We start from the raw sequence: 22,991 nt of genomic DNA on the forward strand, positions 1-22,991 counted from the left end.
ATGCGATGACCAGGTCAGGTATTCTGCATTCATCGAGCAAAAAGAAAACGACTCTCAGATACATGACATCACGCTTAACTGAAACCCGTTGCAATCAGCATTGAGTATCGCAGTTGTAAGCGCACATCGATATAAAGTAATCCCGAACCCCTGCTACCTTGTAATAACCATCTGGGACTACAAGTAATACTCACACTTTATTCGCTCATATTAACGTCAATTTTATGCCATTAACGGAATATCCCTCGCTATTTTTACTGGCTTTGCGTTAGCATGAGTCTCTCTGAAATCAGGATGAATCTTATGCCTCAGAAGCTTTCAGGCGGACTTCGCGCTTCATGTTTACCCTTACTAGCTGCGCTTTCTTCTTTCTCCGCCACCAGTGCCGAAACATTTTTAGAATGTAAATCCCGACTTACCGAACAAGCCGTTAGCGAGGGTGTAGACCGCGCGACAGCCGAATCGGTTTTTGCCAAACTGCAATATCAGCCCAGAGTAATTGAGCTGGATCGCAGTCAGCCAGAGTTTGTTCAGACGTTTCCCGGTTACTTTAGTAAACGTGTGACTGACTGGCGCGTGAATAAAGGCAAGGAAATGTATGCCAAACACAAGGATTTGCTTAAACAGTTAAATGACAAGTACGGCGTACCGCCCCACTACCTGATGGCGTTTTGGGGGCTGGAGACCAACTTCGGAAGTTACAAAGGCAAAATGCCGGTGCTGGATTCGCTGGCAACGCTGGCATGTGATCCCCGGCGGGCAACCTATTTCACACAGGAACTACTGGTTGCCATCAAACTATTGCAGCGCGAATCCTTATCACAAGAAGCCATGGTGGGTTCCTGGGCCGGTGCCATGGGTCATACTCAGTTTATGCCTTCAGCCTACACAAACTACGCCATAGATGGTGACGGTGATGGTCAGGCTAACCTGTGGGACAGTGAAGTCGATGCCCTGACCTCGGCGGCAAATTTTCTGGCTAATCTGGGATGGAAACCCGGTTTCAGATGGGGACGCGAGATCCAGTTGCCTGAGAACTTTGACTACCGGCTATCCGGTTACAGCAACCGCCGTCCCATTACTGAATGGGCAGAGCTTGGCATCATGAAAGCCGATGGTGAGCCGCTGGGAAATGCGGATATTGATGCGTATGTGGTGGTACCAGCGGGTCATAAGGGCCCAGCCTTCCTTGCATATCACAACTTCCGCACAATCATGCGCTGGAACAATTCAGAATTTTACGCTATCGCGGTGGGCCATCTTGCAGACCGCATTGCAGGTAAACCGCCACTGGTTGCCGACCTTCCCGATCTGCCAGCATATTCACGCGACAATATCATTGAACTGCAAAAAGCCCTCAACGCAACAGGTCATGATGTCGGTAAGCCTGATGGCATCATTGGTCCTGCAACGCGTGCCGGGATCCGTGATTACCAGATAGCGAATGACATGATTGCCGATGGTTTTCCGGGGCTGACGGTAATGGCGTCGCTAGGCGTTGAACTGGCAAAAGACAAACAAGCCAACGATGTACCAGAGGCACCTTCAGACGAAAAAGCCAGTGAGTCTGACAAAACCGACTCGGATACAAAGGTCTGATAGCGTCATAGAGTCTGCTAGCCAGGCGTGATTCCCTGGCCGGTAGCAAGAAAAAAGGGCTGTTTCGATAACAGCCCTTTGTCGTTTTTACTGGCAGACATTAACGTCGCTGCTAGCGTTAATACATGTGCTGACCGCCGTTGATAGATAGGGTCGAGCCGGTCATAAATCCTGCCTCATCACCTACCAGGAACATCACGGCATTCGCAATATCTTCAGGTTTGCCCAGACGCCCTACCGGAATGGTGGCGACAATTTTCTTCAATACTTCTTCGGGGACCGCCCGCACCATGTCGGTGTCGACATATCCCGGCGCGATAGCGTTAACGGTAATGCCTTTGGCGGCTCCCTCTAATGCCAGCGCCTTTGTAAACCCGTGGATGCCGGATTTTGCTGCGGCGTAATTCACCTGCCCGTATTGCCCGGCCTGGCCGTTTACAGACCCAATATTCACGATGCGCCCGAAGCCCCGGCCGCGCATACCGTCAATCACCGAGCGGCAGGTATTAAAGCACGACGCCAGGTTAGTCTGAATTACCGCGTCCCATTGTTCGAACGACATTCGGTGCATGGTGCCATCACGTGTAATTCCGGCGTTGTTTATCAGAATATCCACCGGGCCGTAATCGCTTTCGATTTGTGCGATGGCATCTTTGGTTTTCTCAAAATCTGATACATCAAACTTGAACGACGGGATCCCGGTGCGCTCTGTGAACGCTTTAGCGGCTTCATCGTTCCCGCCATAATTTGCCACGACAGTGTAGCCAGCATCTTTCAATGCCGTACATATTGCTTCCCCTATACCTCTTGTGCCACCTGTGACTAATGCTACTCTGCTCATGATATTTCCCTTTATTGTTGCTTAAGATTTATACAACCACTCTATTAAGCATGTATAAAGAAAATATGACAATGGCTAAATCAGACCTTGGTACTAGATCATTATTTGAACAGCGCTACTTTCGCTCTGAACATAGTGTAAACAGTATATAAATCAACCCATTGCTTTTTTGGTTTTCGTCGTCGGTGCAGCAGTGGTCGGATCGTCTGGCCAGTAATGTTTTGGGTACCGCCCCTTCATTTCCTTTTGAATGTCACGGTAGCTACCCTGCCAGAAGGCCCCGATGTCGGTAGTGGTTTGCAACGGCCTGTGCGCGGGTGATAGCAATTCAAATACGATATTCACTTTTCCACCAGCCAATGTGAGCGTCGCGTGTTGTCCGTACATTTCCTGCATACGTACCGAATAGATAACATCACCGTGCTCGGTATAACGCAGTTTGTGTACATGACCGCTGGGCGCTTTCAGCGAGGTAGGCAACGCCTCGTTTAAGGCGTGTTGCTGTGGCCAGCTTAGACTCTGTTGAAGAGCATCAAGCCAGGGAAGCGAAGATAAGTCATCCACCTGTCTGCAGCGCGTGAATTTTGATTGCAAACTTTCCAAAGCGCGGCGCAGACACGTTTCAAAACTCACTGGCCAGGGCTCCGGGCTGTCAAAAGCCTGCGGCTGTTCCAGCTGCACCCTACCCGCCAGCTTAACTCTGAACCACCATTGCCAGTGTGCGTCACTGAGAGGCCATTTATTCACATCAAGGCGTGCAAGATAGTCTGTCCAGGCCTCACTCCAGGCGTTTGCCGGTACTTTTGCTACCGGTTCACTGGTGACATCGATTTCCCCGACGCCGGTGACCTGACGCGCCTCCATTTTTTGATTTGACGGGTTAAACCGCACCACCTGCCTGACGCGGAAAACATCAGGAAATAGCGCTTTTATCGTACGCTCGTCTATTTTCTCAGCCAGCCGTATTTGAAACTCCGTGCCGATTTGCTGTCCATCCAGCACCGCCAGCCAGGAGGAATCGACAAAGGATGCACATCGGGCGCCTTTGCCAGACGCCATTTTGAATGCCTCTCCCCGACGATAGGCCAGCCTCTCCGGGTACGCCAGTGCGATGGCGCAGGCCAGTGCCGCGCTATCGCGGGCAGCGTGTATCAGCGCATTTTCTTTAGCCCCTGTATAGCGCGCGTAGCGCTTTGCCTGTTGATACAACGGCTTTTTCTGCGACTCAGGCAGACTGGCCAGGGCGTCATGCAATAACACGTTGCCGGCATTGAGTCCGGCCTCAGCAATGGCTGCCACCAGCGCGGCGGCTTCTCTTAACTGACTCTCCCCCATTTTATCCGCAATCCGCGTTGCCTCCAGCAACATGTTGCCGAGTTTGGGATGGCAGGGTATGGAAGACAGAGCTCTGCCGTAGCGGGTGACCTGACCGCTTTCATCGACTGCTCCCAGAGCAGTTAACGTATCGAAGGCAACTTGCAGTTGCGCCTGACTCGGTTGAGTGAGCATGGGTAAGTCATGCAGTTTACTGCCCCAGCAGAGCGCCTCAAGCAACAATGAGGTAACGTCCTCACGGAGGATCTGCGGGTCGCTGTGTCGTGCCATACGCGACTGCGACTCTTCCGCCCATAGCCGGTAACAGGTTCCGGCCTGAACCCTGCCGGCTCGTCCTGCGCGCTGAATTGCAGACGCCTGAGAAATCTTTTGCTCGGTGAGTGTGGTCAGCCCGCTGGCAGGATGAAAGCGGGCCTGGTTTTCCATGCCACTGTCAATCACCACAGTGACGCCCTCAATAGTCAGGCTGGTCTCGGCAATATTGGTGGCAAGAATGATTTTTCTTTTTCCCTCAGGATCTGGACGGATAGCTTCCAGTTGCGATTCCTTACCCGCACTACCCAGCAACCGGTGTATGACCACTCCCATTCGGGCTGGCAGATCATCAATCAGTCCGGCAACCCGGTTAATGGCGCCGCGACCGCTAAGAAACACCAACACGTCACCTTCGTGCTGGTTCACCGCCTGGCGAATTTGTCGGGCTACCTGCTCATGAAGAAGCGGTGCGCTTACATTCCCACTGTAGAAGATATCTACCGGGTACGTCCTTCCTTCAGTAAACAGACATTCAGCATCAGGCAGCAACGTTTTTACCGGATCCAGTTCCAGCGTTGCCGACATGACGATGATCCGTAAATCCTCCCTCAGGCCCTGCTGAACTTCCAGCGCCAGCGCTAACCCAAAGTCACTGTGGATACTGCGCTCGTGAAACTCATCAAAAATAATCGTCTCGACATCAGGCAGTTCCGGATCGTGCTGAATCATTCGCGCCAGGATCCCTTCGGTTATGATCTCAAGTCGTGTGGACTGACTGACCTTACTCTCACCCCGTATGCGATATCCTACCGACTCCCCTACCGCCTCATGATGTTGCCCTGCAAGATAGCTGGCCAGATTACGCACCACTACCCGGCGTGGTTGCATCAACAGGATGCGGCCTGTTGTTTCCCGATTAAGCAATGACAGTGGCAACACTGTCGACTTTCCTGCTCCCGGCGGCGCACCTATAATAACGTTGCCACGCGCAAGCGCGCTGTGAAGGTCGGGAACCAGTGAAGCAGCGGGAAGGTTTTTCAGCGCGTCGGAAAGCATTAACTCAAAACATTTACGGGTGTGATAGCGTATTGTACCTGCGGCACTTTTTTACGTCATCCTTATTGCCTGGTAAGGATAAAGAAGTATAAAAAGCTGACTCTGGACGGGCTTTGCCTGTATTCCTTGTCAGGGAATGAGCCATCCTCAGTTACAAGAAGTATGACACTTAAGCAGAACCGGGCGTAAGTTGCAGGTTGAAAACGCCGTTCACGCAAACATCTAACAACATCGCAAAAGGAGTGAGAGATGCGCAGCTTCATCGGACTGGACATTGCGGGACCGCAGAAAATGGCGTTAGAAAGCTGGCGCGAACAAGCGCTACCGGAAGTGTCGCGTCGCGATGCCCTGCCCCCAAAAAAATCCAGAAAGCGCGCCGCTCAGGATACCAGCCCTGCACAGCCCTATGCCGTGCCCACGGTCAATCTGCATATGACTCTGTGCTTTCTTGGAACCATTACCCCCAGGCAACACGAAGCGTTAATACATGAAATAGACCAGCTTCGTTATCAGCCGTTTGATGTGTATCTGAACTCAACCGGTATCTGGAACGGCCCGAAAATATTGCATGTCGCCCCGGAATCGCCACCTGAAGAGTTAATGGCGCTGGCAAGAGGCGTGCGAAAAGCGTCGCGAGCGGCAGGAATCGCCGTGGACGGAAAAGAATATCGCCCGCATATCACGATGATAAGAAAAGCCGGACCAACACTGCCGTTGCCGCTTTTCATGCCGGATATCACCTGCCATTTTTCTGATTTTCATTTGTTTGAATCCGTCTCCACACCCGGCGGTGTGACCTATCCCATCAGACACAGCTGGCCGCTGCAGCATCAGCTGTCTGTTCGCGAAAAATTAAAGCGGGGGTTGTTGTAACCCGCCCCACAGCAATATTGCCCAGAGGAAGCGGCTTGCTTCAGACTAGGCCTCAAACAAGTAAATGCAATCTGTGGAATGCTGACGCAGGCACTGTGAAATATCCTCATCCAACAACCCGGCGTTTTTGAGAATTTGCCAGGCAATGCGGCGTGATGCTTCACTGCTGTTTTCATCATCGAGGATCGCCAGCGCCCTTCTGACATAACTTGACTCATTCATCGTTTTTGCCGCCACCGCCTTACTCGTCTGTTTATTTTTTAAACGATAAGGATTCCGACTTTGATCAACGTTATTTGCAAACTACATCAACGGAATCGCTGCAAGGCAAGGCGCTTTAGGTTACGTTTTTCAGCACCACAGCTTAAATGAAAACGGTTATCCACGCATAATGACACCGTACGTGGGCTAGCACAGATAAGGGGCTGCATGGACCTGGCAGGGGCTCCGCAAACGCAACAACAGCACGGCAACGTAATGCAGAACACCATTTTGATATAGCTTATAGAAATTCAGGCTGAATAAATTCCCGACAGGCTGGAGGTGGGGCTTTACATTTCACCGGATCCCCGATAAAACGAACGGTCTAAGCCTTTTTTATTCAGTATTATGCAGCAAACATATCGTCTTATCATCGACTGCCCTGACCAGGTAGGCCTGGTTGCCAGTGTCTCTCAGTTTCTCGCTGATCATGGCGCAACGATTGTCGAAGCCAATCATCATACCGACCAGCAAACCGGTCGCTTCTTTATGCGTCATGAGATAGGTGCAGACTCTTTCAAGCTCGACTATCAGAGCTTTGTGTCCGAATTTACGCCACTGGCTAACGACTATCAGATGCAGTGGAAACTCACAGACTCCAGTCTGCGTCAGCGTGTGGCACTGTTAGGGAGTATCGAGTCTCACTGTCTGGTGGATTTATTGCATCGCTGGCACACCGGAGAACTGTACTGTGATATTCCGTGCATCATTTCAAACCATCCGCAAATGAAGCAATTTGCCGACTGGTATAAAGTGCCTTTTCACTGGGTAGATTTTAAGGCGCTGGGCAAAGAGGCGGCATTTGAACAAATCACCACGCTGCTTAATGAATACAATGTAGATCTCACGGTACTTGCGCGTTTTATGCAGATCCTGCCAGACAGCCTGTGTCAGCAGCTGGCCGGGAAAGCGATAAATATTCACCACAGCTTTTTGCCAAGCTTCGCCGGTGCAAGACCCTATCAGCAGGCCTATGAACGAGGCGTAAAACTGATTGGTGCTACCTGCCATTATGTCACCAGAGATCTGGACGAAGGCCCAATCATCGAGCAAAGTGTAAAACGTATCAGCCACAGCGACACGGCAGCAGATATGGTCAGAAAAGGTAAAGACTGCGAGGTAACCGCGCTGGCTCACGGCGTGCGCTATCACCTTGAGGACAGGGTCATCATCCATCGCAATAAAACCGTGGTATTTGCCTGACAGCATCGTCGTAATGTAGTGCTGAAATCAGCGCAGATTACGTGTGCGCATGCATACACGAAAGGTACAGTGAATAAACAACCAGGGTATGGTTAGCGTACTATGCGCTAGTCGAAGAAATCAGGGAAGACACGTGTTGTTGTCAGTAATAAAATCCAGCCACCGAGTGCTGCCGCTTGTAGCGGCCGTTTCAATATTGTTTGCTATTGTGCTGATCAATTTTCTGAGCATACCTGATGAGCACACGCTCACCGCGACAGATATTGATACGTACCTTCACGCTCTGCGGTCGCTGGACTTATTCTGGATAATCACTTCAGAGGATTTCTGGCTTATCACATTCTCCTCCGACGCCTTCTCTTCAGAAACGTTTCCCGCCTATCTCAATGCTTACAGTGCACTTTCGCTGCTGATTTTTTGCATTGGCCTGGTGACCTATCACCGCACCTTGTCTACTATCAAAGCGGGTCGTCTGTGCGGTTATTTCCTGGTTATGGGATGGATGCACCTGCTTCTTGCAAAGGGTGTATTGCTGTTTTCGGTTCCTGATAAGCTCATTGGCCCGGTACTGGCGGTAGGCACTTTATCTATCTTGTATTTTTCGCTGGCGGGCCTGGTTGCAGAGACCTATCGTTTCGTGAGGGGGCGCAAATGAAGGGGGCATTAACATTAACCGCGCTGTGCCTGTTGTTTTCCGGGACTGCCCTTGCTGCTGAACCCTGGCGGCAAATTGCCACGCACGCCACCATGCTGGCGATGGTATTATCAGTAAATCTGATATTCTTCTTTTTGCTTTTTTTACTATCCGCTATCAGCAACAAACGTAAACGGTCCGCATTAACCGCGCTGACTGAGCAAGCCTATCTTGATCCCCTGACGGCTATTTTAAATCGCCGCGGTTTCGAGCGTCGACTCAACCATCAACATGTACAGCCGGGCTTTCTGATAGTTATTGATATTGACGACTTCAAAGTCATCAATGATACCTATGGACATGACGCCGGTGATCGCATTTTACGGGCAGTGGCGTCTCGCCTGAAGCAGACACTGCGACCAGAGGATATCGTTTCCCGTTTTGGCGGAGAGGAATTTGTGGTGTTTTGTAAAACATCACATCTCAAAGAAGCCACGCGCCTCGGTAACCGGCTGGTTCAGGCCATAGCAGAAAGGCCTTTCGAGCTTCCGGAACAAAGAGGGCACGTCACGATTACCGTGAGTGCGGGTGCCTCAGAACTCAGTGATCCGTCTTCCGCGTATCTGGGCGCTTACCGCACCGCAGATAAGCTGTTATATAAAGCAAAATCGTCTGGCAAAAACCGTTTAATACTTCCCGGTTAACACTTCTGATTATCCCTGTTTCCACCGCACATCAGGATGATATGCGTTTGTGCCAAAGAACCTGGCAGTACTTTTCCCTTAAACAGATGCGCAGGACGCTGCCATAACGCTGCGGAAACAGACAACTTTTGAGTAGCCAGTTTAGTAGCAGCTGCGGGGTAACGTCCGACAAAGTAAATGGTCAGCATTAAGTAAACCCGTTTCGCTTACTATCCAAAAAGGTGTTTGAAACCTAACACTGATGTAAATCAACGATATTCTGCAGGTTGTTGCTAAGCTAGGGTCTGTTGATATGAGATGAGACAGATGATTACAGCACTTAAGTGGATCATGGTTGTCGGTATTTTGCTGTTTCTAGGCGGTCATTACGTTGTTAGCTACTCCGGACTGCCTGAAACCTGGGGGATAAAAGGCCTCATGCTGGGCGCGTTTATGATGGCCATCGGGTTGGCGATGTCGTTGCCAACTAAGATGTACCTTACATTTGTCTTTGTAAAAAAAGAAAACGAACGCCGCTCGTCGAAAAGAGCCGCGCTCGCGAGTCAGGATCAAACGGCGGCCGACTGAACCGTTCGCTTCAAACGCACCCAGTACCACAGGTTAGACATCGCAAAAAGCGACTCTGTCACCGCGACACCCCAGGTATGGGTAATCAGCGCATATACCGTGAATACTGCAGAACCAATTACCATACACATTCTCAGGCCAGCCTCACGGCAGTGAAGCTCTCCAAAGCGATAGAAAATAAAAGTAATCAGCGGCATCAGCTCCAGTAAACCAGTTTTACCGGACAAGTTATTAATAACCCCAATCAGCGCCGACATTATGACGATTAATACCGCAGTGATTTTACTGCTCACCAGCTTGTTAGTAATCAGTCGATAGGTAGTACTGATCCCCGCAACGGTAATCACCAACACGCCTCCCCAGGCTTGTTGAAATGCCAGTAGCGCGGCAATGGTGACGCACAGGCCAAGGTTCAGCAATAGCAGCTTTCGCTCGGTATTTGACCAAAATGAGGCAACGGCGAGAATAACCGGAAGCGTGTGAAAAATTAGCTCTGACATAGTACCCCTTCTGGTGTGATGAAATTTGCGCGCAGTCTAGCTGTCACGTGCGTTTGGGACAATAGTCAGAGCATGACAATTTGGTGATTTTTGATGCGCTTTGCGACGAGTTGCATAGCAACGAGGTGTTTTGACACATTTACTCACGTTATTTGGCGCGTGGGTAAGGTAAAAGGCATTTAATTTGACTGGCCCATCCACTAGTATGAGATGTACCTTTCTTACAATGATAACGACAGATAGGAAATAACATGGGTAAATTCAAAACGTCTCTCACTGCTATGGCAGTGGTTGTCGCGCTGGGTGCCTGCTCTGAGCAGAAAGCACCGGAAACAACAGCGCAAGCCGACAAACCGGCAGCCGCGGAGCAAGCATCTGATCAGCAGTTCGATAATGTGTTGCTGCAGGAGTTCAAAGGACCTTACGGCGGTGTTCCGGCGTTCGATAAAATGAATCTGGAAGATTTAAAACCCGCGCTTGAGAAAGCGATGGAGTTAAACCTCAAAGAAATCGAAGCCATTGCGAATAACAGCGACGCGCCTACTTTCGAAAATACCATCGTGGAAATGGAGCGTGCCGGCGAAGAACTCGGTCGCGTATTCACCTATTACGGTATCTGGAGCTCGAACAAATCAAGCCCGGAATTCCGTGAAATTCAGGCAGAGATGTCACCGAAGCTTTCAGCCTTTTTCAGCCAGATTACACAAAATGAAAAGCTGTTTGAGCGCGTCCGCACTGTGTACGAAAGTGACGAAATGGAATCGCTGACGCCGGAAGAGCAGCGTGTTACCTGGATGACATACAATGGTTTCGCCCGTAACGGCGCAACATTAGACGGTGAAGCGAAAGAGCGCTATGCCGCAATCAACCAGGAACTGGCCACACTGCATACCAAGTTTGCCAATAACGTTCTGGCTGACGAAGAAAACTACGTTACCTATATCACGGAAGACCAGTTGGACGGACTGCCGGAGTCTTTCGTAAATGCGATCAAGACCGATGACGGTAAGTACGCTATCACGAACACACGTTCTTCTATGGATCCGTTCCTGACTTATTCCACCAATCGTGAGCTGCGCGAAAAAGTCTGGCGCACCTACTACGATCGCGGCGATAACGGTGATGAGTTCGACAACAATGAGCTTATTAAGAAGATCCTGAAATTGCGTGATGAGCGCGTTGAGCTGCTTGGCTACGACGACTACGCAACGTGGCGCCTGGAAGACCGTATGGCCAAAAACCCGGACAATGCCATGGACCTGATGATGAAAGTCTGGCCCGCAGCCATTGCCCGTGTGGAAGAAGAAGTGGCTGACATGCAGGCTATCGCCGACGAAGAAGGCGCTGATATCACGATTAAGCCGTGGGATTACCGTTTCTATGCAGAAAAAGTCCGCCAGGCAAAATACGATCTGGATTCCAACGAAGTAAAAGAATATCTGCAGCTCGATAAGCTTCGCGAAGCGATGTTCTATGTGGCAGGCCGCCTGTTCAACTTTGATTTCACACCGGTAGAAGAAGGCAAGGTGCCGGTATTCCACCCGGACGTGAAAGTCTGGGAAGTCACCGACAAAGATAGCGGTGAGCACATTGGTCTATGGTATCTGGACCCGTTCGCACGTCAGGGCAAGCGTTCAGGCGCATGGGCGACGACCTACCGCTCTTACACTACGTTTGATGGTAAGGAGACGGTATTGTCTTCTAACAACTCAAACTTTGTAAAAGGTCCTGAAGGTCAGCCAACGCTGATTTCCTGGGATGATGCGGAAACCTATTTCCACGAGTTTGGTCACGCGCTGCATTTCTTAAGTGCAAAAGTGAAGTACCCAACCTCTCACTCTGGCGTTCGTGACTACACGGAATTCCAGTCACAGTTACTTGAGCGCTGGCTGACCACGGATGAGGTGATTGATCAGTATCTGGTTCACTACAAAACCGGCGAGCCTATCCCTGATGAGCTGGTAGCCAAAATCAAGAAGGCCTCAACCTTCAACGAAGGTTTCAAGACCACAGAGTACATGGCATCTGCCATCATGGATCTGAAGTATCACACTACCGATCCTGAGAATATTGACCCGGATACCTTCGAGCGTGAAGAACTGAAAAAGCTGAACATGCCTGAAGAAATCGTGATGCGTCACCGCAGCCCGCACTTCGGTCACGTATTCTCCGGTGAAGGTTACGCAGCAGCTTACTATGGCTACATGTGGGCAGAAGTATTAACCGCAGATGCGGCAGAAGCCTTCGCAGAAGCACCGGGTGGTTTCTACGATGAAGAGCTTGGTGACCGTCTGGTTAAGTACCTGTTCTCAGTACGTAATGCCATGGATCCGGCGGAAGCATACCGCAAATTCCGTGGCCGCGACGCCAAAGTTGACGCACTAATGCGCGACCGTGGTTTCCCGGTACCTTCTGAAAAAGGTGACGACGAGTAAATCGTCCTCATCAGTTAGTGTTAAAAAGCCGCTTAGATAGCGGCTTTTTTATTTCTGTTCCCTTCCGTTTTTGTATTACACTGACCATCTGGTCATAAAGCCTGTCCAGTCAAGCAATGCCAGAATGTGTCGATAATAATAAGAAGAACAACTCAGTCTGAACACAAACTGGTTTCGAATGGTGCTGAGCCTGCAGCCCACGTCCTGTGTAGTCTAAAGAACGCGTGGTAACAATAATGACTTTCAGTTCATTAAGCATTAAACAAAAACTCCTTTTCGCACTGATCATCGCAGTCTTGGCCTCGACCATACTGGTAGGCTCTATCAGTCAGTGGATTGCCAGAGATCTGATTACTGAGAATCTGGAAACGATGCAATTACCTGCCATGGTGCAACAGGTAGGCAACCGGGTGGACAAAGAAGTCAGCGTGATGCAGACGGTAGCCCATAGTATTGCAACCAACCCGGATTTAGTCGCATGGTCTGCCGCAGGTGCAGACAATGCAGGTGAAAAGCGCTTGGTTCGCTACTTAAAAGACATTGTTAACTACAATGATCTTACGGTTGCCTCGTTTGTCGATCGTGAAACCCATAATTACTGGAACCAGGACGGCTTTTTACGACAACTCAAAAACGACGAATTCGACGGCTGGTTTTTCGCATACAAAGACAGCGGAAAAGCCGACTCTCTGAGTCTGTATAACGAACCCGGTGTGGGTTACCGCTTGTTTGCCAATTATCAACAGCTTAATGGCCGCGGCATGTCTGGTGTGGCCAAGTCAGTCGATGAACTGGTAGATATTCTAAACGGTGTCAGGCTGGCCGATTCCGGCGTGATTTACATGGTTGACGGTACGGGCACGGTTATCGCCCATCCAGATACAAGCTTGCTTGGCGATGCATCCATCAACGCCATCGCTGGCGGCAAGTCTGCAGGCTCATTACTGAGTCAGCAGGCTTTTACCATGGTAACCAGCGACATTGATGGTGAGGAAACGCTCTTTGCGAGTACCTTTATTAAGAGCGCAGGCTGGTACGTGATTGCGCAGGTACCGAAAGCGGAACTGTTTTCTGCCCTGGATGCAGCCAGCAGACATATTATTATCTGGTCTGGACTGGTTGCGGCACTATTCGCGTTCATTGGCATCTGGCTGGCCGCGAGTATTACTCGTCCACTGGAGCGCCTTGCGGATGCGTTTCAGGCATTGGGTAAGGGAGACGGCGATCTGTCAACGCGCCTTAACGTTCCCGAGCAGAAGGAAACCGCCCGATTAGTAGAAGGCTTTAATCAGTTTATTGGTCATTTACATGACACTATCAGTAGTGTGGCGCAAACCAGTCAGCGTTTGCGGGAATCGGCGAGCGCCGTGGCAGGACAGTCACGCCACACCGAAAAAGTCAGTCAGACTCAGCGGGACCGCACTATTCAGGTGGCGACAGCGCTGACGGAAATGGGCAGCACGGTCGATGAGATCGCCAGTTCGGCCACACTTGCAGCCCAGAGAGCTCAGGAAGGCAGCCTGACTTCACAGGAGGGCCGTAGAGAAACCCAAACCGCTGTCGCGGCTATTTCGTCGTTGTCGCGACAGGTTCGCCATGTCGCTGACGTGATCCAATCGCTGGATGCGCACACTACTGCTATTGGCGGCATACTGGACACAATCCGGGGAATATCTGAACAAACCAACTTACTGGCGCTGAATGCCGCTATTGAGGCTGCCCGTGCCGGTGACCACGGTCGCGGCTTCTCCGTTGTTGCTGACGAGGTTAGAACACTTGCGCAGCGGGCGGCCAGCGCTACCGATGAGATACAGACTAAGATGGATACCTTCCAGCAGGCCTCGCAGGATGCCGTGTCACAAATGCATACCAGCCGAGCTCAAACCGACGAAGTGGTTGCAGCAGCCAGTCGGATTGATGATCTGTTACAAACCGTGGCAGCGAATATTGAAGGTATTAATGACATCAACACCCAGGTCGCCACTGGTACCGAAGAACAATCGGTTGTCATTGAGGATATCAACAGAAATATTAATGATATCAGCGAAAGCAGCGAAGATAGCCTGGCGACCGCTTCTGCGCTGGTGAAGGTAAGTGAACAACTGGACACGCTGGCAAACGATTTGGCAACGCAGGTCGAGCAGTTCAGGCTATAAATGCCGATACAGTAACGCGCTTCGGTTAATACCACAGGAACTGACTACAACTTGTATAACTGAATACCCGCTAATTTCAGCGCAAAGTAAGGGGGTTGCCTCTCTTGTGGCACTCTGGCTGAGACCGAATGTGCAGTAGAGTGCGAAGAGGTAGTTTGACCGGCTGCTTCCCGAAATGTAAAACGGGGGCTGATATCACCGGCTATGACTAAAAAGAGAGGCTGGCGTGCGGTTAATCCGCTTTCGAAAATCAGAAATCGATGGCGTATCAGTTACTCTGCTTTCGAAAATCAGAAGGCGATAGCGTATTGCAGGTTAATCTGGTTATCTTCGATTTCCTGCCACGTCTGGTTGTTCGTGGTACTGGCTTGCCAGTTCTCGCGGGTCAGCGATACTGACATACTGTGCGCCTCTTTCATTCCCGGCAGCGCCAAATGAAACCCTACTGACTGGCTGGTAGGTAGTGAAAGTTGCTCTGTCATCGGGGACGACATTTTCAATGACGTTCTGACTTTGTGACTGACACCTAACCGAAGCTCATCTACTGTCCACCAGGATATTACCTCGTACCCCTGTGATGTCACTTTCTGACTCAGCGCCCCAAAGCTAAGTTCACCTTTGTCGTAGTGCATACTGGCTTCCAGTGCGAAAACCGGTGTGAACTGCTTACTAAAAGCGAGTTGATAAGCTTTCTGATTACATCCCTTGAAATGGATCCGCTGCTTGGTGAAACTTACCGCCACGGTATCTTCCGCATTCACTGTATCGGAAAACCACTGGGCAGCGTTATCACCCAACTGGCCGGCCATGGCCGCAGGAGCGCAAAGTGCTGTGATCAGGCAGTATAGCCGACGCATCTTTTTCATCATGTGCTCCTGTTTCACGTTTCGTCTTCAGGGCAAATTTCACCCAATCTGTGCGCAAAGTATAACCAAACAAACAGAATATAAAGGTATCAGGATCCATGCGTTGGCATTCTAGCAAGGACGTAACTATTCCGATCCGCAGCATGAAAATGTCAGTTACGATCACGTGATTAAGATAAAAATATAATTTTTTCAATTACCTACACGCCCTTCTAAGCGCGCTTACTGTTCTCTGTTGCAACTGACTTTCCACGGAAGCTGACAACATAAATGAGTCAACTGATTTTTTATCCAATCAGGAAGAATAAAAACCACTAACTAACATGCACTTACGTGAAATTCAAAACGGTTTCGTTTTAATGTACTTATAAAAGCGTCGCACGGCGTAAGATTTTTTGTGGTTTACAGACTACCTGATTACGACCCATACAAATTCAGGTAGGAAAACATGCTTAGAAAAACCAGTCGCTTTTTTCTCTTAATGGCTCTCTCAGCTACATCGTCAATCGCCATAGCTAAAGAGTACCTTTTAGTTAATGCGAACATAATAGTTCCCCACAATCAGACTGAACTTCACGACGGATGGGTGCATATCGTCGATGATAAAATTAAGGGAGTCGGGCACGGTCAACTCCCGCAGGTAAAAGATCGCATTGATGTGCAAGGTGCTTTTATCATGCCCGGAATGATAGATAGCCATTTGCACCTGACAGCGGGCCCAATGACTGTCAGCGTGGTGGAAAACCAGCCTCATATCAGCATGAAAAGTAAGCCGGAAGTTACCCGGTTTCACGCGATGGCAGCTCTGTCATCTGGCATAACCTCTGCGTTCAGTCCTGCGGGCGACCCTATTGCGAACCAGCATTATGTGCAGATGCAGCAAGCCGGTGAATGGCTGGGGCCCTCACTTAAGTACGCGGGGCTGACCTTCGATCCCACTCCCATCGAAGGGGGGTCTGTATATCCGTCTACCCCTCAAGAATGGCAGCAAGAGATACAACGTCAAAAGTCGCTGGGAGTATCCTATATCAAGTTGTATCAGGGACTCAGTGTGCAGGAAGTTAACCTGGGCGTGTCATTGGCCCACGAGGCCGGGCTAAAAGCGATAGCTCATCTGGATAAAGTCAGTTGGCAGGAGGCCGTGGATGCGGGTATTGATGCCCTGACCCATGCTCTCCCTACCTCCGCAGATTTACTCCCCGAAGATGCCCGCGATGACTTTCTGGCGAGTCTTGCACCTATGAGTGCAAAGCATCTCTATCAATGGTTTGAGTGGGTGAATTTCGACGCGCCTCCCATGCAAAAACTAATTACGGATCTCGCTACGAAGGATGTATCTGTGGACTTAACGCTGGTTGTGAATGAGATGATGTACTTCTATCCGGAAATCGACTCGCTGTACCCAGATGAACGCTGGTATCACCACCCTGAGGTCGCCGCTAACTGGAAGACAAATCTTGGCGCCTCCCTGTATGATTGGACAGATGAAGACTTTGAACGAGCACAATCCAGCTATAGTCAGGTAGAAACTTTTCTTCTTCGCCTGCACGAAGCCAACGTGCCATTACTAATTGGATCCGACAGCTACTCTGGTGGTCCGGTATTTTGGCGAGAACTGGCCTTACACCAGAGAGCCGGGATTGAAAACTGGGAGATTCTTCAGCTGATAACCAATAAAGCAGCCAGTCGACTAGCGCTGACTAAGAAAGGTAAAATAGCGGCAGGATATCAAGCTGATTTGGTGGTAATGACTGACAACCCACTTAAAGATATAGGCGCAGTAAAAACAATTACGCAGGTGATTCAAAACGGTAACCGCTTCGATATTGGTAAGTTGCGACACAGACTGAGCGATCAGACATCAGAATTTGCGAGCAATAGCCTGCAATGAGTTGAGACTATAAACGCTGATGTTTATCTAACTTAGGAAAAGCGGCCAGTAAAACATACTTATACATTAAAAAGGCGTAGGTGACATAATCCGCAGCAAGGTTGCAGGACTGTCGCCTACCGCTTCCTGAGTAACCCAGTAACTGCCGTCTGGGGCCGCGCAAACGCCTTCTACCTGATCATGATCCGGTAACGGCCAAATTTTTGAAACCTTGAAGCCGGGAGTCACCTCTGCCAGAAAGGTATCAAAGTTTCCGAAAGGATCGCTGGCATAGCCTACGATGACATACTGTTGCCGCCTTTTATCCCAGTCTGCGCCAGTGATAACTCCGGGCAAGCCTTCAATATGCGCCACGGCTTTCAGTGTCTGATGATCAGTATCCGTGTCAACCTCATACACATGCGAGACACGACTGGCCCAGCTTTTTGAAAATATCAACAGCTTGCCGTCATGCCACGTCATAGCCTCGGCGTCATAATCGTGCGCATAAGGCACGTTCTGCCCGGCGTTGTAGCCATCATAATCGATACTTAGTGTTCGCAAGTGTGACATGGTATCGCGGTTGATGATTTCTATGCTCAGCGACGACCGATTGCCCCGGTTGTTACCGATATCGCCAACAAAGATGGCATCGTGGCTGGCTGTGATGGCCTCCCAGTCGACATTGGGTTTTTCCAGCGAACTCTGAGCAACGATGCGCGCCATTGAGTCGATGGTGAAAACGGTAGCTGGATTACCTGAATCGTTGATAGTAAGGGCCTGATTGTTCAGGCAATACAATCCCGATGACTCAGAGAGCTGTGGCGGCAGCGGATAGCTATCGGTTATGGTGATGTCTGCGACTGTATCGTCGTACACGGCGGCACACCCGGTTAACCCGAACAGAAGCACTGTCGCCCATAAAGTAGCAACGGATGGCAGAACAGTAGGTTGGTGTGGTCTTGCCAACGGAAATTCCCTCTTCCGAAGTTATGATTGGGTTTGAAAATCAGACGCGACGTCGACGCTGGCGAATCGCCAGTGCAATCATTCCGGCAAACATCAGTCCCAGTGAGGCTGGCGCATTTATCGGGTTGTTGTCTTCAGTACACACGTCTGCGTTGGGGTTTAACCCGCAATAATCCTCAATGATTTCAGATGCTTTAACATCACCGAGACCAGACATAAAGTTTTCAGCTTGCGATACACTTGTGGTTTTGAGCGTTTCCAAATCAAAAACATTTCCACCGGTTCCTATAGCTACAGAGCCCAAATCGCCACTTGTTGAACCACCGGACAATACCGCGTTTAACCGCACATTATTCTCTTCCAGCGCGGTTTGGGTTACAGCTGCTTCACTGCCGTCATCAGCCTCTTCATCAGTAAACACAATGAAGTTCTTAATAGCATTACCGGTATAGCTAAGCACATCGCCGTTTATGAAAACAGATAGTGCCTGCTGGATGGCAATGAATGGTAACTCATCTTTTCCCGTATATTCCAGGCCATTATCGTCGTCAGAAACTGCTGCAAACAACGCGCTTAAGTCGGTGGTAAAATCCTGTAAAATCCGTCCGAAATCATTACTGCTCCCGCCGAAAGCCACAACCGAGTAATTAGCTTTAATATCGCGCTTCAGCAATGAACTGTTAAAAAAGGATAGATTTGAAAAGATATTTTCTGTCAGCAGACCCGAGCCGTCAGTATTCATCGAGCCGGACTCATCCATAAAGATAACAATATCGGTTTCAATCATTGCCGCATTTGCTTTAACAGCAGATATTGCAGCAAGACTCAGTGCAAAACACGTGAGGATTATTTTACCAGTCAGCTTTTTCATACCACTACACCTTAACTACACATGCAGAATAAGCACGTATCTGCAAACACCTTGATTAACAGGCATATCGAAAGTAACTAGTTTATCACGAGTTTTTGAACGAATAAAAAATAAACGACGCATTATGCTTAAATGATCTATATCTTATCATTATCTGTTTTAATTACTTTATGCCCCCAGGCCAAACTTCATTCTAAATTACTCTAGTGTGTTGCGCCCAGGCGAGTATAAATTTATATCCAATGATAAAAGGAATTCGCGTTGTCTGATCCGCTCGTCTCTCTGGTAATGGTCGGCTTGCTGTCAATTGGCTGCCAGTATCTTGCCTATAAAATCCGCCTCCCTGCCATTTTACCTCTGCTGATTGTGGGGATTTTAGTTGGCCCGGTTTTCGGCGTGCTGGACCCTGACGCTCTGTTTGGCGATTTGTTGTTCCCCGTAGTCTCGTTGTCGGTGGCTATCATCCTGTTTGAGGGCTCACTTACCCTGCGGTTTGGTGATATTGCCGGGCACGACAATATGGTAAGAAACCTGTGTTCCGTTGGTGTGGTGGTCACATGGTTGGTGGCTGCGCTTGCGGCGCATTACGCACTGGATTTGTCCTGGCAGCTATCGTTCCTGTTCGGGGCAATTGTGACCGTTACCGGTCCTACTGTAATTGTTCCAATGCTGCGCACAGTCAGACCAAAAACCAACCTTGCGAATATACTGCGCTGGGAAGGGATAATCATTGATCCTATCGGCGCGTTACTCGCGGTACTAACCTACGAGTTTATCGTCGCTTCACAAGATTCTGCCATCTCGCACACGCTTTATACCTTTGGTAAAACCATCGGCATCGGCTTTGTGCTGGGGCTGGCGAGCGGCTATTTACTTGGTCTCTCCATTCGCAAGAAATGGATACCACACTATCTGCAAAATACCGCAGTGCTTACTATCATTTTGGCAGTGTTTGCCGCATCTAACTATGTTGCGCATGAATCAGGCCTGCTGGCTGTTACCATTGCCGGCATGGTACTGGCCAACATGAAAAATGTGGATGTGGAGGATATTCTGGAGTTCAAAGAAACACTCAGCGTGTTGCTTATCTCCGGGCTGTTTATCCTGTTGGCCAGCCGTTTAAATCTCGCTAGCGTGATTGACGTGGGTGCAGGTGTCTTCATTGTTCTGGCAGCGATCATGTTTGTTGCCAGACCGTTGTCTGTGCTTGCCTCTTCCTTCGGAACCGGGCTTAACTGGCGCGAACTGGCACTGTTAAGCTGGATTGCGCCTCGGGGGATTGTTGCTGCTGCGGTATCGGCGTTGTTTTCACTTAAGCTTGAAGAAATAGGATACGAAGGAGCCAGCATCATCGTTCCTATCGTTTTTCTGGTTATTATTGCCACTGTCGTGGTGCAAAGTCTTTCCGCCCGTTCGGTGGCTAAGCTGTTGAAGGTGCGCGCGCCAGCGCCAACCGGTTTTCTTATTTTTGGTGGCAGCAAGTTCAGCCGCTTGATGGCGAAGGAAATGATTAACCAGAAGCTATCAGTATGTATTGCAGATACTAACTGGGACGCTATTCGCGAAGCCAGAATGATGGATATACCGGTTTATTTCGGCAATCCGATGTCAGACCATGCCGCCCGCCACCTGGAGATGGGCACGTTTGGCACCGTTCTTATTATGTCGCCCTACAAACAACTTAACCCCATGATTGCTTATCATTTTGAATACACAATGGGCAAAGACAAAGTATGGGGACTGTCAAACAACGAACAGACGGCACGCCCCAGCCACCAGGTAGGCGAGCATTATGCGAAAAAGCTAACCCTGTTTGATGAGGGCGTTACGTACGGTTATTTAGCTACTGCTGTCGCTCACGGCGGTTCGATAAAAACAACGCGGATCACGGAAGAATTCAGTTATGAAGACTATCTGAAAACTTATGGCAGCAGGGTAACCCCACTCATTGGGCTTGACGCGGATAATCGGATCCATACATTTTTGACTGGAAAAGAATTGTTACCGGAAGCCGGGTGGAGAATTATCAGTTTGATAGTACCGGAAGGCGAATCTGTTTAGCGGGCTTAGATGAAACAGCACCCTGTCATGACTGACAGGGTGCCTCTCCCTGGAAAACGTTGTAGTCAAGCGCTGACATCGTGTCGGCTTTGTTGTTTGACTTTTGCCTGAGTTACGCCGTCCCCAGTACTTTTGCAACCCTTAGGCCAACTCTCATTTTCACTTATATTACAGTTACTTAAAAATTTTCTGCACGCAATAAATGAAAGCGCTCACATCAAATCGGTGCAATAACTTTCATTGACGCACTAAAGCGGGGTTCATTTTTTAGTCATTAACTGACCAGAGCGATACCGCCGAAGAGGATTCAGATACCGGTTAGCGCAACACTTTATCAAGACAGCTAAGTGTTTTTTCCAGTGCCCCGCTGTTTTCTTTTATCACATCCTGCCCTGCCCGTCCGGCATGTCGGGCCTGTTCCGGGTTTTCAAGCCACGACGCGAGACAAACCTGTATTTCACTAGCGTCGCTGACAATTGTGAGAGCACCTTTTTCTTCAAGATACTGACAAATTACCGGATTGTTGTATGTGTGAGGCCCCATGATCACAGGGACACCCACCGCGGCCGGTTCGAGGGCGTTGTGCCCGCCTTTGTCAGCCAGCGAGCCGCCAACAAAACTAAAGTCCGCTATCTGGTAGGCCTGATTAAGTTTACCCATCTCGTCCAGTAGCACTACACTACAGTCGGCGGGGATTGTTTGTGTTTGCGAGGATTTAACGAAGCTCACGGACTGACTTTCCAGTAGTTTCGCAACAACAGCAAAGCGTTCCGGATGCCTGGGTACCAAAACTAATAACAGGTCTGGATGCGCAGGCACAAGAGAACGACAGGCATCAAACAACGCCTGCTCTTCAGGCTCGTGCGTACTGCCTGCAACCATAATACTGCGCATGCCACGCTGTAGCCCCAAAAACGCAGATTCAGTTTCTGTTGCAAGTGCCTGATCAAACTTAATGTTATTTGTCAGCGTGATCCGGTCATCCCCAATTCCCAGCTTTTTATAATTAGCGAAGTCGCGCTCTCCCTGAGCACACACGTGCGATACCTTGTGCAGCATCGGAGAAAACAGGGCGGAAACTTTACTGTACCGTGCCGCCGAGCGGTCGGTCATTCTCGCGTTAATAACCACAACCGGGATCTTGCGTTGCCAGCAGCAATGAATAAGGTTTGGCCAAAGCTCCACTTCCGTAATCAATACCGCTTTGGGCTTCAACCTGGTCAGCAACAAGTTCATGGTTAACGGTAAGTCGAAGGGTAAATACGCGATATTCACCGCATCGCCAAAAATAGCTTTTGCACGTGCAGAGCCGGTAGCGGTTGTAGTCGTGACCGTAACAGATACGTCAGGCTCGTTCTCCATTATCCGCTTTATCAGACTGGACGCTGCAACCACTTCTCCCACGGACACACAATGGAATAAATACCCATGGGTTGACGCGGGTACCGGTACTACTCCAAAACGCTCTTTTTGTCGGTTTGCAAACGCATCCGGTTGCTTTCTTGCCTTCAGCCATAAGTTAATCGCCGCGAAAGGCATCGCCACGGCCAGCAAAACGGTATAACACCAGCGCATCAACGTGTGCGTCAGTGTCGGCGAATAAGACGTTTCAATAGAATTCATAATGCTCGTAGTAATGTGTTCCAGGTCGCGTTGCGCTAAGCTGTCTTTATCTTTCTTGTGACGGCCGCTTCGCAGAAAGTACATTTCCAGGGCGCTTTCGCAATTTTGTAATTTGAGCCAGCCCGGTATCTACCGTATCTAACACACTGATATTGCACAAACCGACTCTGTTTACCTTACGCTGCCCGGCGGTGCCATTTCAGCCATTGTAGTGAGATGCGCACGTGACACCAAGCGAAAAACTAACTAAATTTCTATCATGGGTGCTGACGCTGTTGGGTTAATGAAAAGGTCAAAATACTATTCACAACG

At 49.7% G+C, this 22,991-nt stretch carries 18 protein-coding genes; 10 read left to right on the forward strand and 8 right to left on the reverse strand.

Going from position 1 to position 22,991, the window contains the following annotated elements; translation table 11 throughout:
- Window positions 1-303: 303 nt before the first annotated feature.
- A complete protein-coding gene (locus tag JKP77_RS00470; protein WP_246601007.1) occupies window positions 304-1,599 on the forward strand; it encodes a lytic murein transglycosylase in 1,296 nt (431 codons plus the stop codon).
- Between the two features lie 118 nt (window positions 1,600-1,717).
- Here JKP77_RS00470 and phbB read toward each other — a convergent pair whose 3' ends face one another.
- The gene (gene phbB / locus JKP77_RS00475) at window positions 1,718-2,440 is read right to left on the reverse strand and encodes an acetoacetyl-CoA reductase (protein ID WP_218309243.1); all 723 of its coding nucleotides are present in this window, start codon (window positions 2,438-2,440) and stop codon (window positions 1,718-1,720) included.
- 153 nt (window positions 2,441-2,593) lie between these two features.
- A complete protein-coding gene (gene hrpB / locus JKP77_RS00480; protein WP_218309244.1) occupies window positions 2,594-5,086 on the reverse strand; it encodes an ATP-dependent helicase HrpB in 2,493 nt (830 codons plus the stop codon).
- A gap of 249 nt (window positions 5,087-5,335) precedes the next feature.
- Between hrpB and thpR the strand changes: the two genes are divergently transcribed.
- Entirely contained in the window at window positions 5,336-5,959 is a 624-nt protein-coding gene (gene thpR, locus JKP77_RS00485) for an RNA 2',3'-cyclic phosphodiesterase (RefSeq protein ID WP_218309245.1), read from the forward strand.
- 45 nt (window positions 5,960-6,004) lie between these two features.
- On the opposite strand, the gene JKP77_RS00490 is transcribed toward thpR, so the two are convergent.
- Window positions 6,005-6,181, reverse strand: coding sequence for a hypothetical protein (locus JKP77_RS00490; protein WP_218309246.1), 177 nt, complete (start codon window positions 6,179-6,181; stop codon window positions 6,005-6,007).
- Window positions 6,182-6,568: 387 nt separating this feature from the next.
- Between JKP77_RS00490 and purU the strand changes: the two genes are divergently transcribed.
- The 4 genes from purU (at window position 6,569) to JKP77_RS00510 (ending at window position 9,328) form a co-directional block, all read left to right on the forward strand.
- Window positions 6,569-7,423, forward strand: a complete 855-nt coding sequence (purU, locus tag JKP77_RS00495; protein ID WP_218309247.1) for a formyltetrahydrofolate deformylase — start codon at window positions 6,569-6,571, stop codon at window positions 7,421-7,423.
- Window positions 7,424-7,556: 133 nt separating this feature from the next.
- Window positions 7,557-8,078, forward strand: coding sequence for a hypothetical protein (locus tag JKP77_RS00500; RefSeq protein WP_218309248.1), 522 nt, complete (start codon window positions 7,557-7,559; stop codon window positions 8,076-8,078).
- Complete coding sequence (locus tag JKP77_RS00505; RefSeq protein WP_218309249.1) at window positions 8,075-8,761, forward strand: GGDEF domain-containing protein; 687 nt, start codon at window positions 8,075-8,077, stop codon at window positions 8,759-8,761. The genes JKP77_RS00500 and JKP77_RS00505 overlap by 4 nt, the downstream gene beginning before the upstream one ends.
- Before the next feature lie 306 nt (window positions 8,762-9,067).
- Window positions 9,068-9,328: a hypothetical protein gene (locus JKP77_RS00510; protein ID WP_218309250.1), complete on the forward strand. Its 261-nt coding sequence runs from the start codon at window positions 9,068-9,070 to the stop codon at window positions 9,326-9,328.
- Here JKP77_RS00510 and JKP77_RS00515 read toward each other — a convergent pair.
- A complete protein-coding gene (locus JKP77_RS00515) occupies window positions 9,310-9,828 on the reverse strand; it encodes a YgjV family protein (RefSeq protein WP_218309251.1) in 519 nt (172 codons plus the stop codon). The genes JKP77_RS00510 and JKP77_RS00515 overlap by 19 nt on opposite strands.
- Before the next feature lie 251 nt (window positions 9,829-10,079).
- On the opposite strand from JKP77_RS00515, the gene JKP77_RS00520 reads away from it, so the two are divergent.
- Window positions 10,080-12,263, forward strand: coding sequence for a M3 family metallopeptidase (locus tag JKP77_RS00520; protein WP_218309252.1), 2,184 nt, complete (start codon window positions 10,080-10,082; stop codon window positions 12,261-12,263).
- A 236-nt stretch (window positions 12,264-12,499) separates the two neighbouring features.
- Window positions 12,500-14,419, forward strand: a complete 1,920-nt coding sequence (locus JKP77_RS00525; protein ID WP_218309253.1) for a methyl-accepting chemotaxis protein — start codon at window positions 12,500-12,502, stop codon at window positions 14,417-14,419.
- Window positions 14,420-14,709: 290 nt separating this feature from the next.
- On the opposite strand, the gene JKP77_RS00530 is transcribed toward JKP77_RS00525, so the two are convergent.
- On the reverse strand, window positions 14,710-15,288 hold the full coding sequence (locus tag JKP77_RS00530) for a hypothetical protein (RefSeq protein ID WP_218309254.1): 579 nt from the start codon (window positions 15,286-15,288) through the stop codon (window positions 14,710-14,712).
- A gap of 445 nt (window positions 15,289-15,733) precedes the next feature.
- Between JKP77_RS00530 and JKP77_RS00535 the strand changes: the two genes are divergently transcribed.
- A complete protein-coding gene (locus JKP77_RS00535; RefSeq protein WP_218309255.1) occupies window positions 15,734-17,176 on the forward strand; it encodes an amidohydrolase family protein in 1,443 nt (480 codons plus the stop codon).
- Between the two features lie 66 nt (window positions 17,177-17,242).
- On the opposite strand, the gene JKP77_RS00540 is transcribed toward JKP77_RS00535, so the two are convergent.
- Both JKP77_RS00540 and JKP77_RS00545 read right to left on the reverse strand, forming a co-directional pair.
- On the reverse strand, window positions 17,243-18,124 hold the full coding sequence (locus tag JKP77_RS00540) for a hypothetical protein (RefSeq protein ID WP_218309256.1): 882 nt from the start codon (window positions 18,122-18,124) through the stop codon (window positions 17,243-17,245).
- Between the two features lie 40 nt (window positions 18,125-18,164).
- A complete protein-coding gene (locus JKP77_RS00545) occupies window positions 18,165-18,995 on the reverse strand; it encodes a VWA domain-containing protein (protein WP_218309257.1) in 831 nt (276 codons plus the stop codon).
- Window positions 18,996-19,256: 261 nt separating this feature from the next.
- On the opposite strand from JKP77_RS00545, the gene JKP77_RS00550 reads away from it, so the two are divergent.
- A complete protein-coding gene (locus JKP77_RS00550; protein WP_218309258.1) occupies window positions 19,257-21,056 on the forward strand; it encodes a cation:proton antiporter in 1,800 nt (599 codons plus the stop codon).
- A gap of 318 nt (window positions 21,057-21,374) precedes the next feature.
- On the opposite strand, the gene waaA is transcribed toward JKP77_RS00550, so the two are convergent.
- Window positions 21,375-22,679, reverse strand: a complete 1,305-nt coding sequence (gene waaA / locus JKP77_RS00555; RefSeq protein ID WP_218309259.1) for a lipid IV(A) 3-deoxy-D-manno-octulosonic acid transferase — start codon at window positions 22,677-22,679, stop codon at window positions 21,375-21,377.
- Between the last annotated feature and the right edge of the window lie 312 nt (window positions 22,680-22,991).

The organism is Alteromonas antoniana (assembly GCF_019249295.1).
In the GTDB taxonomy this organism is placed as follows: domain Bacteria; phylum Pseudomonadota; class Gammaproteobacteria; order Enterobacterales; family Alteromonadaceae; genus Alteromonas; species Alteromonas antoniana.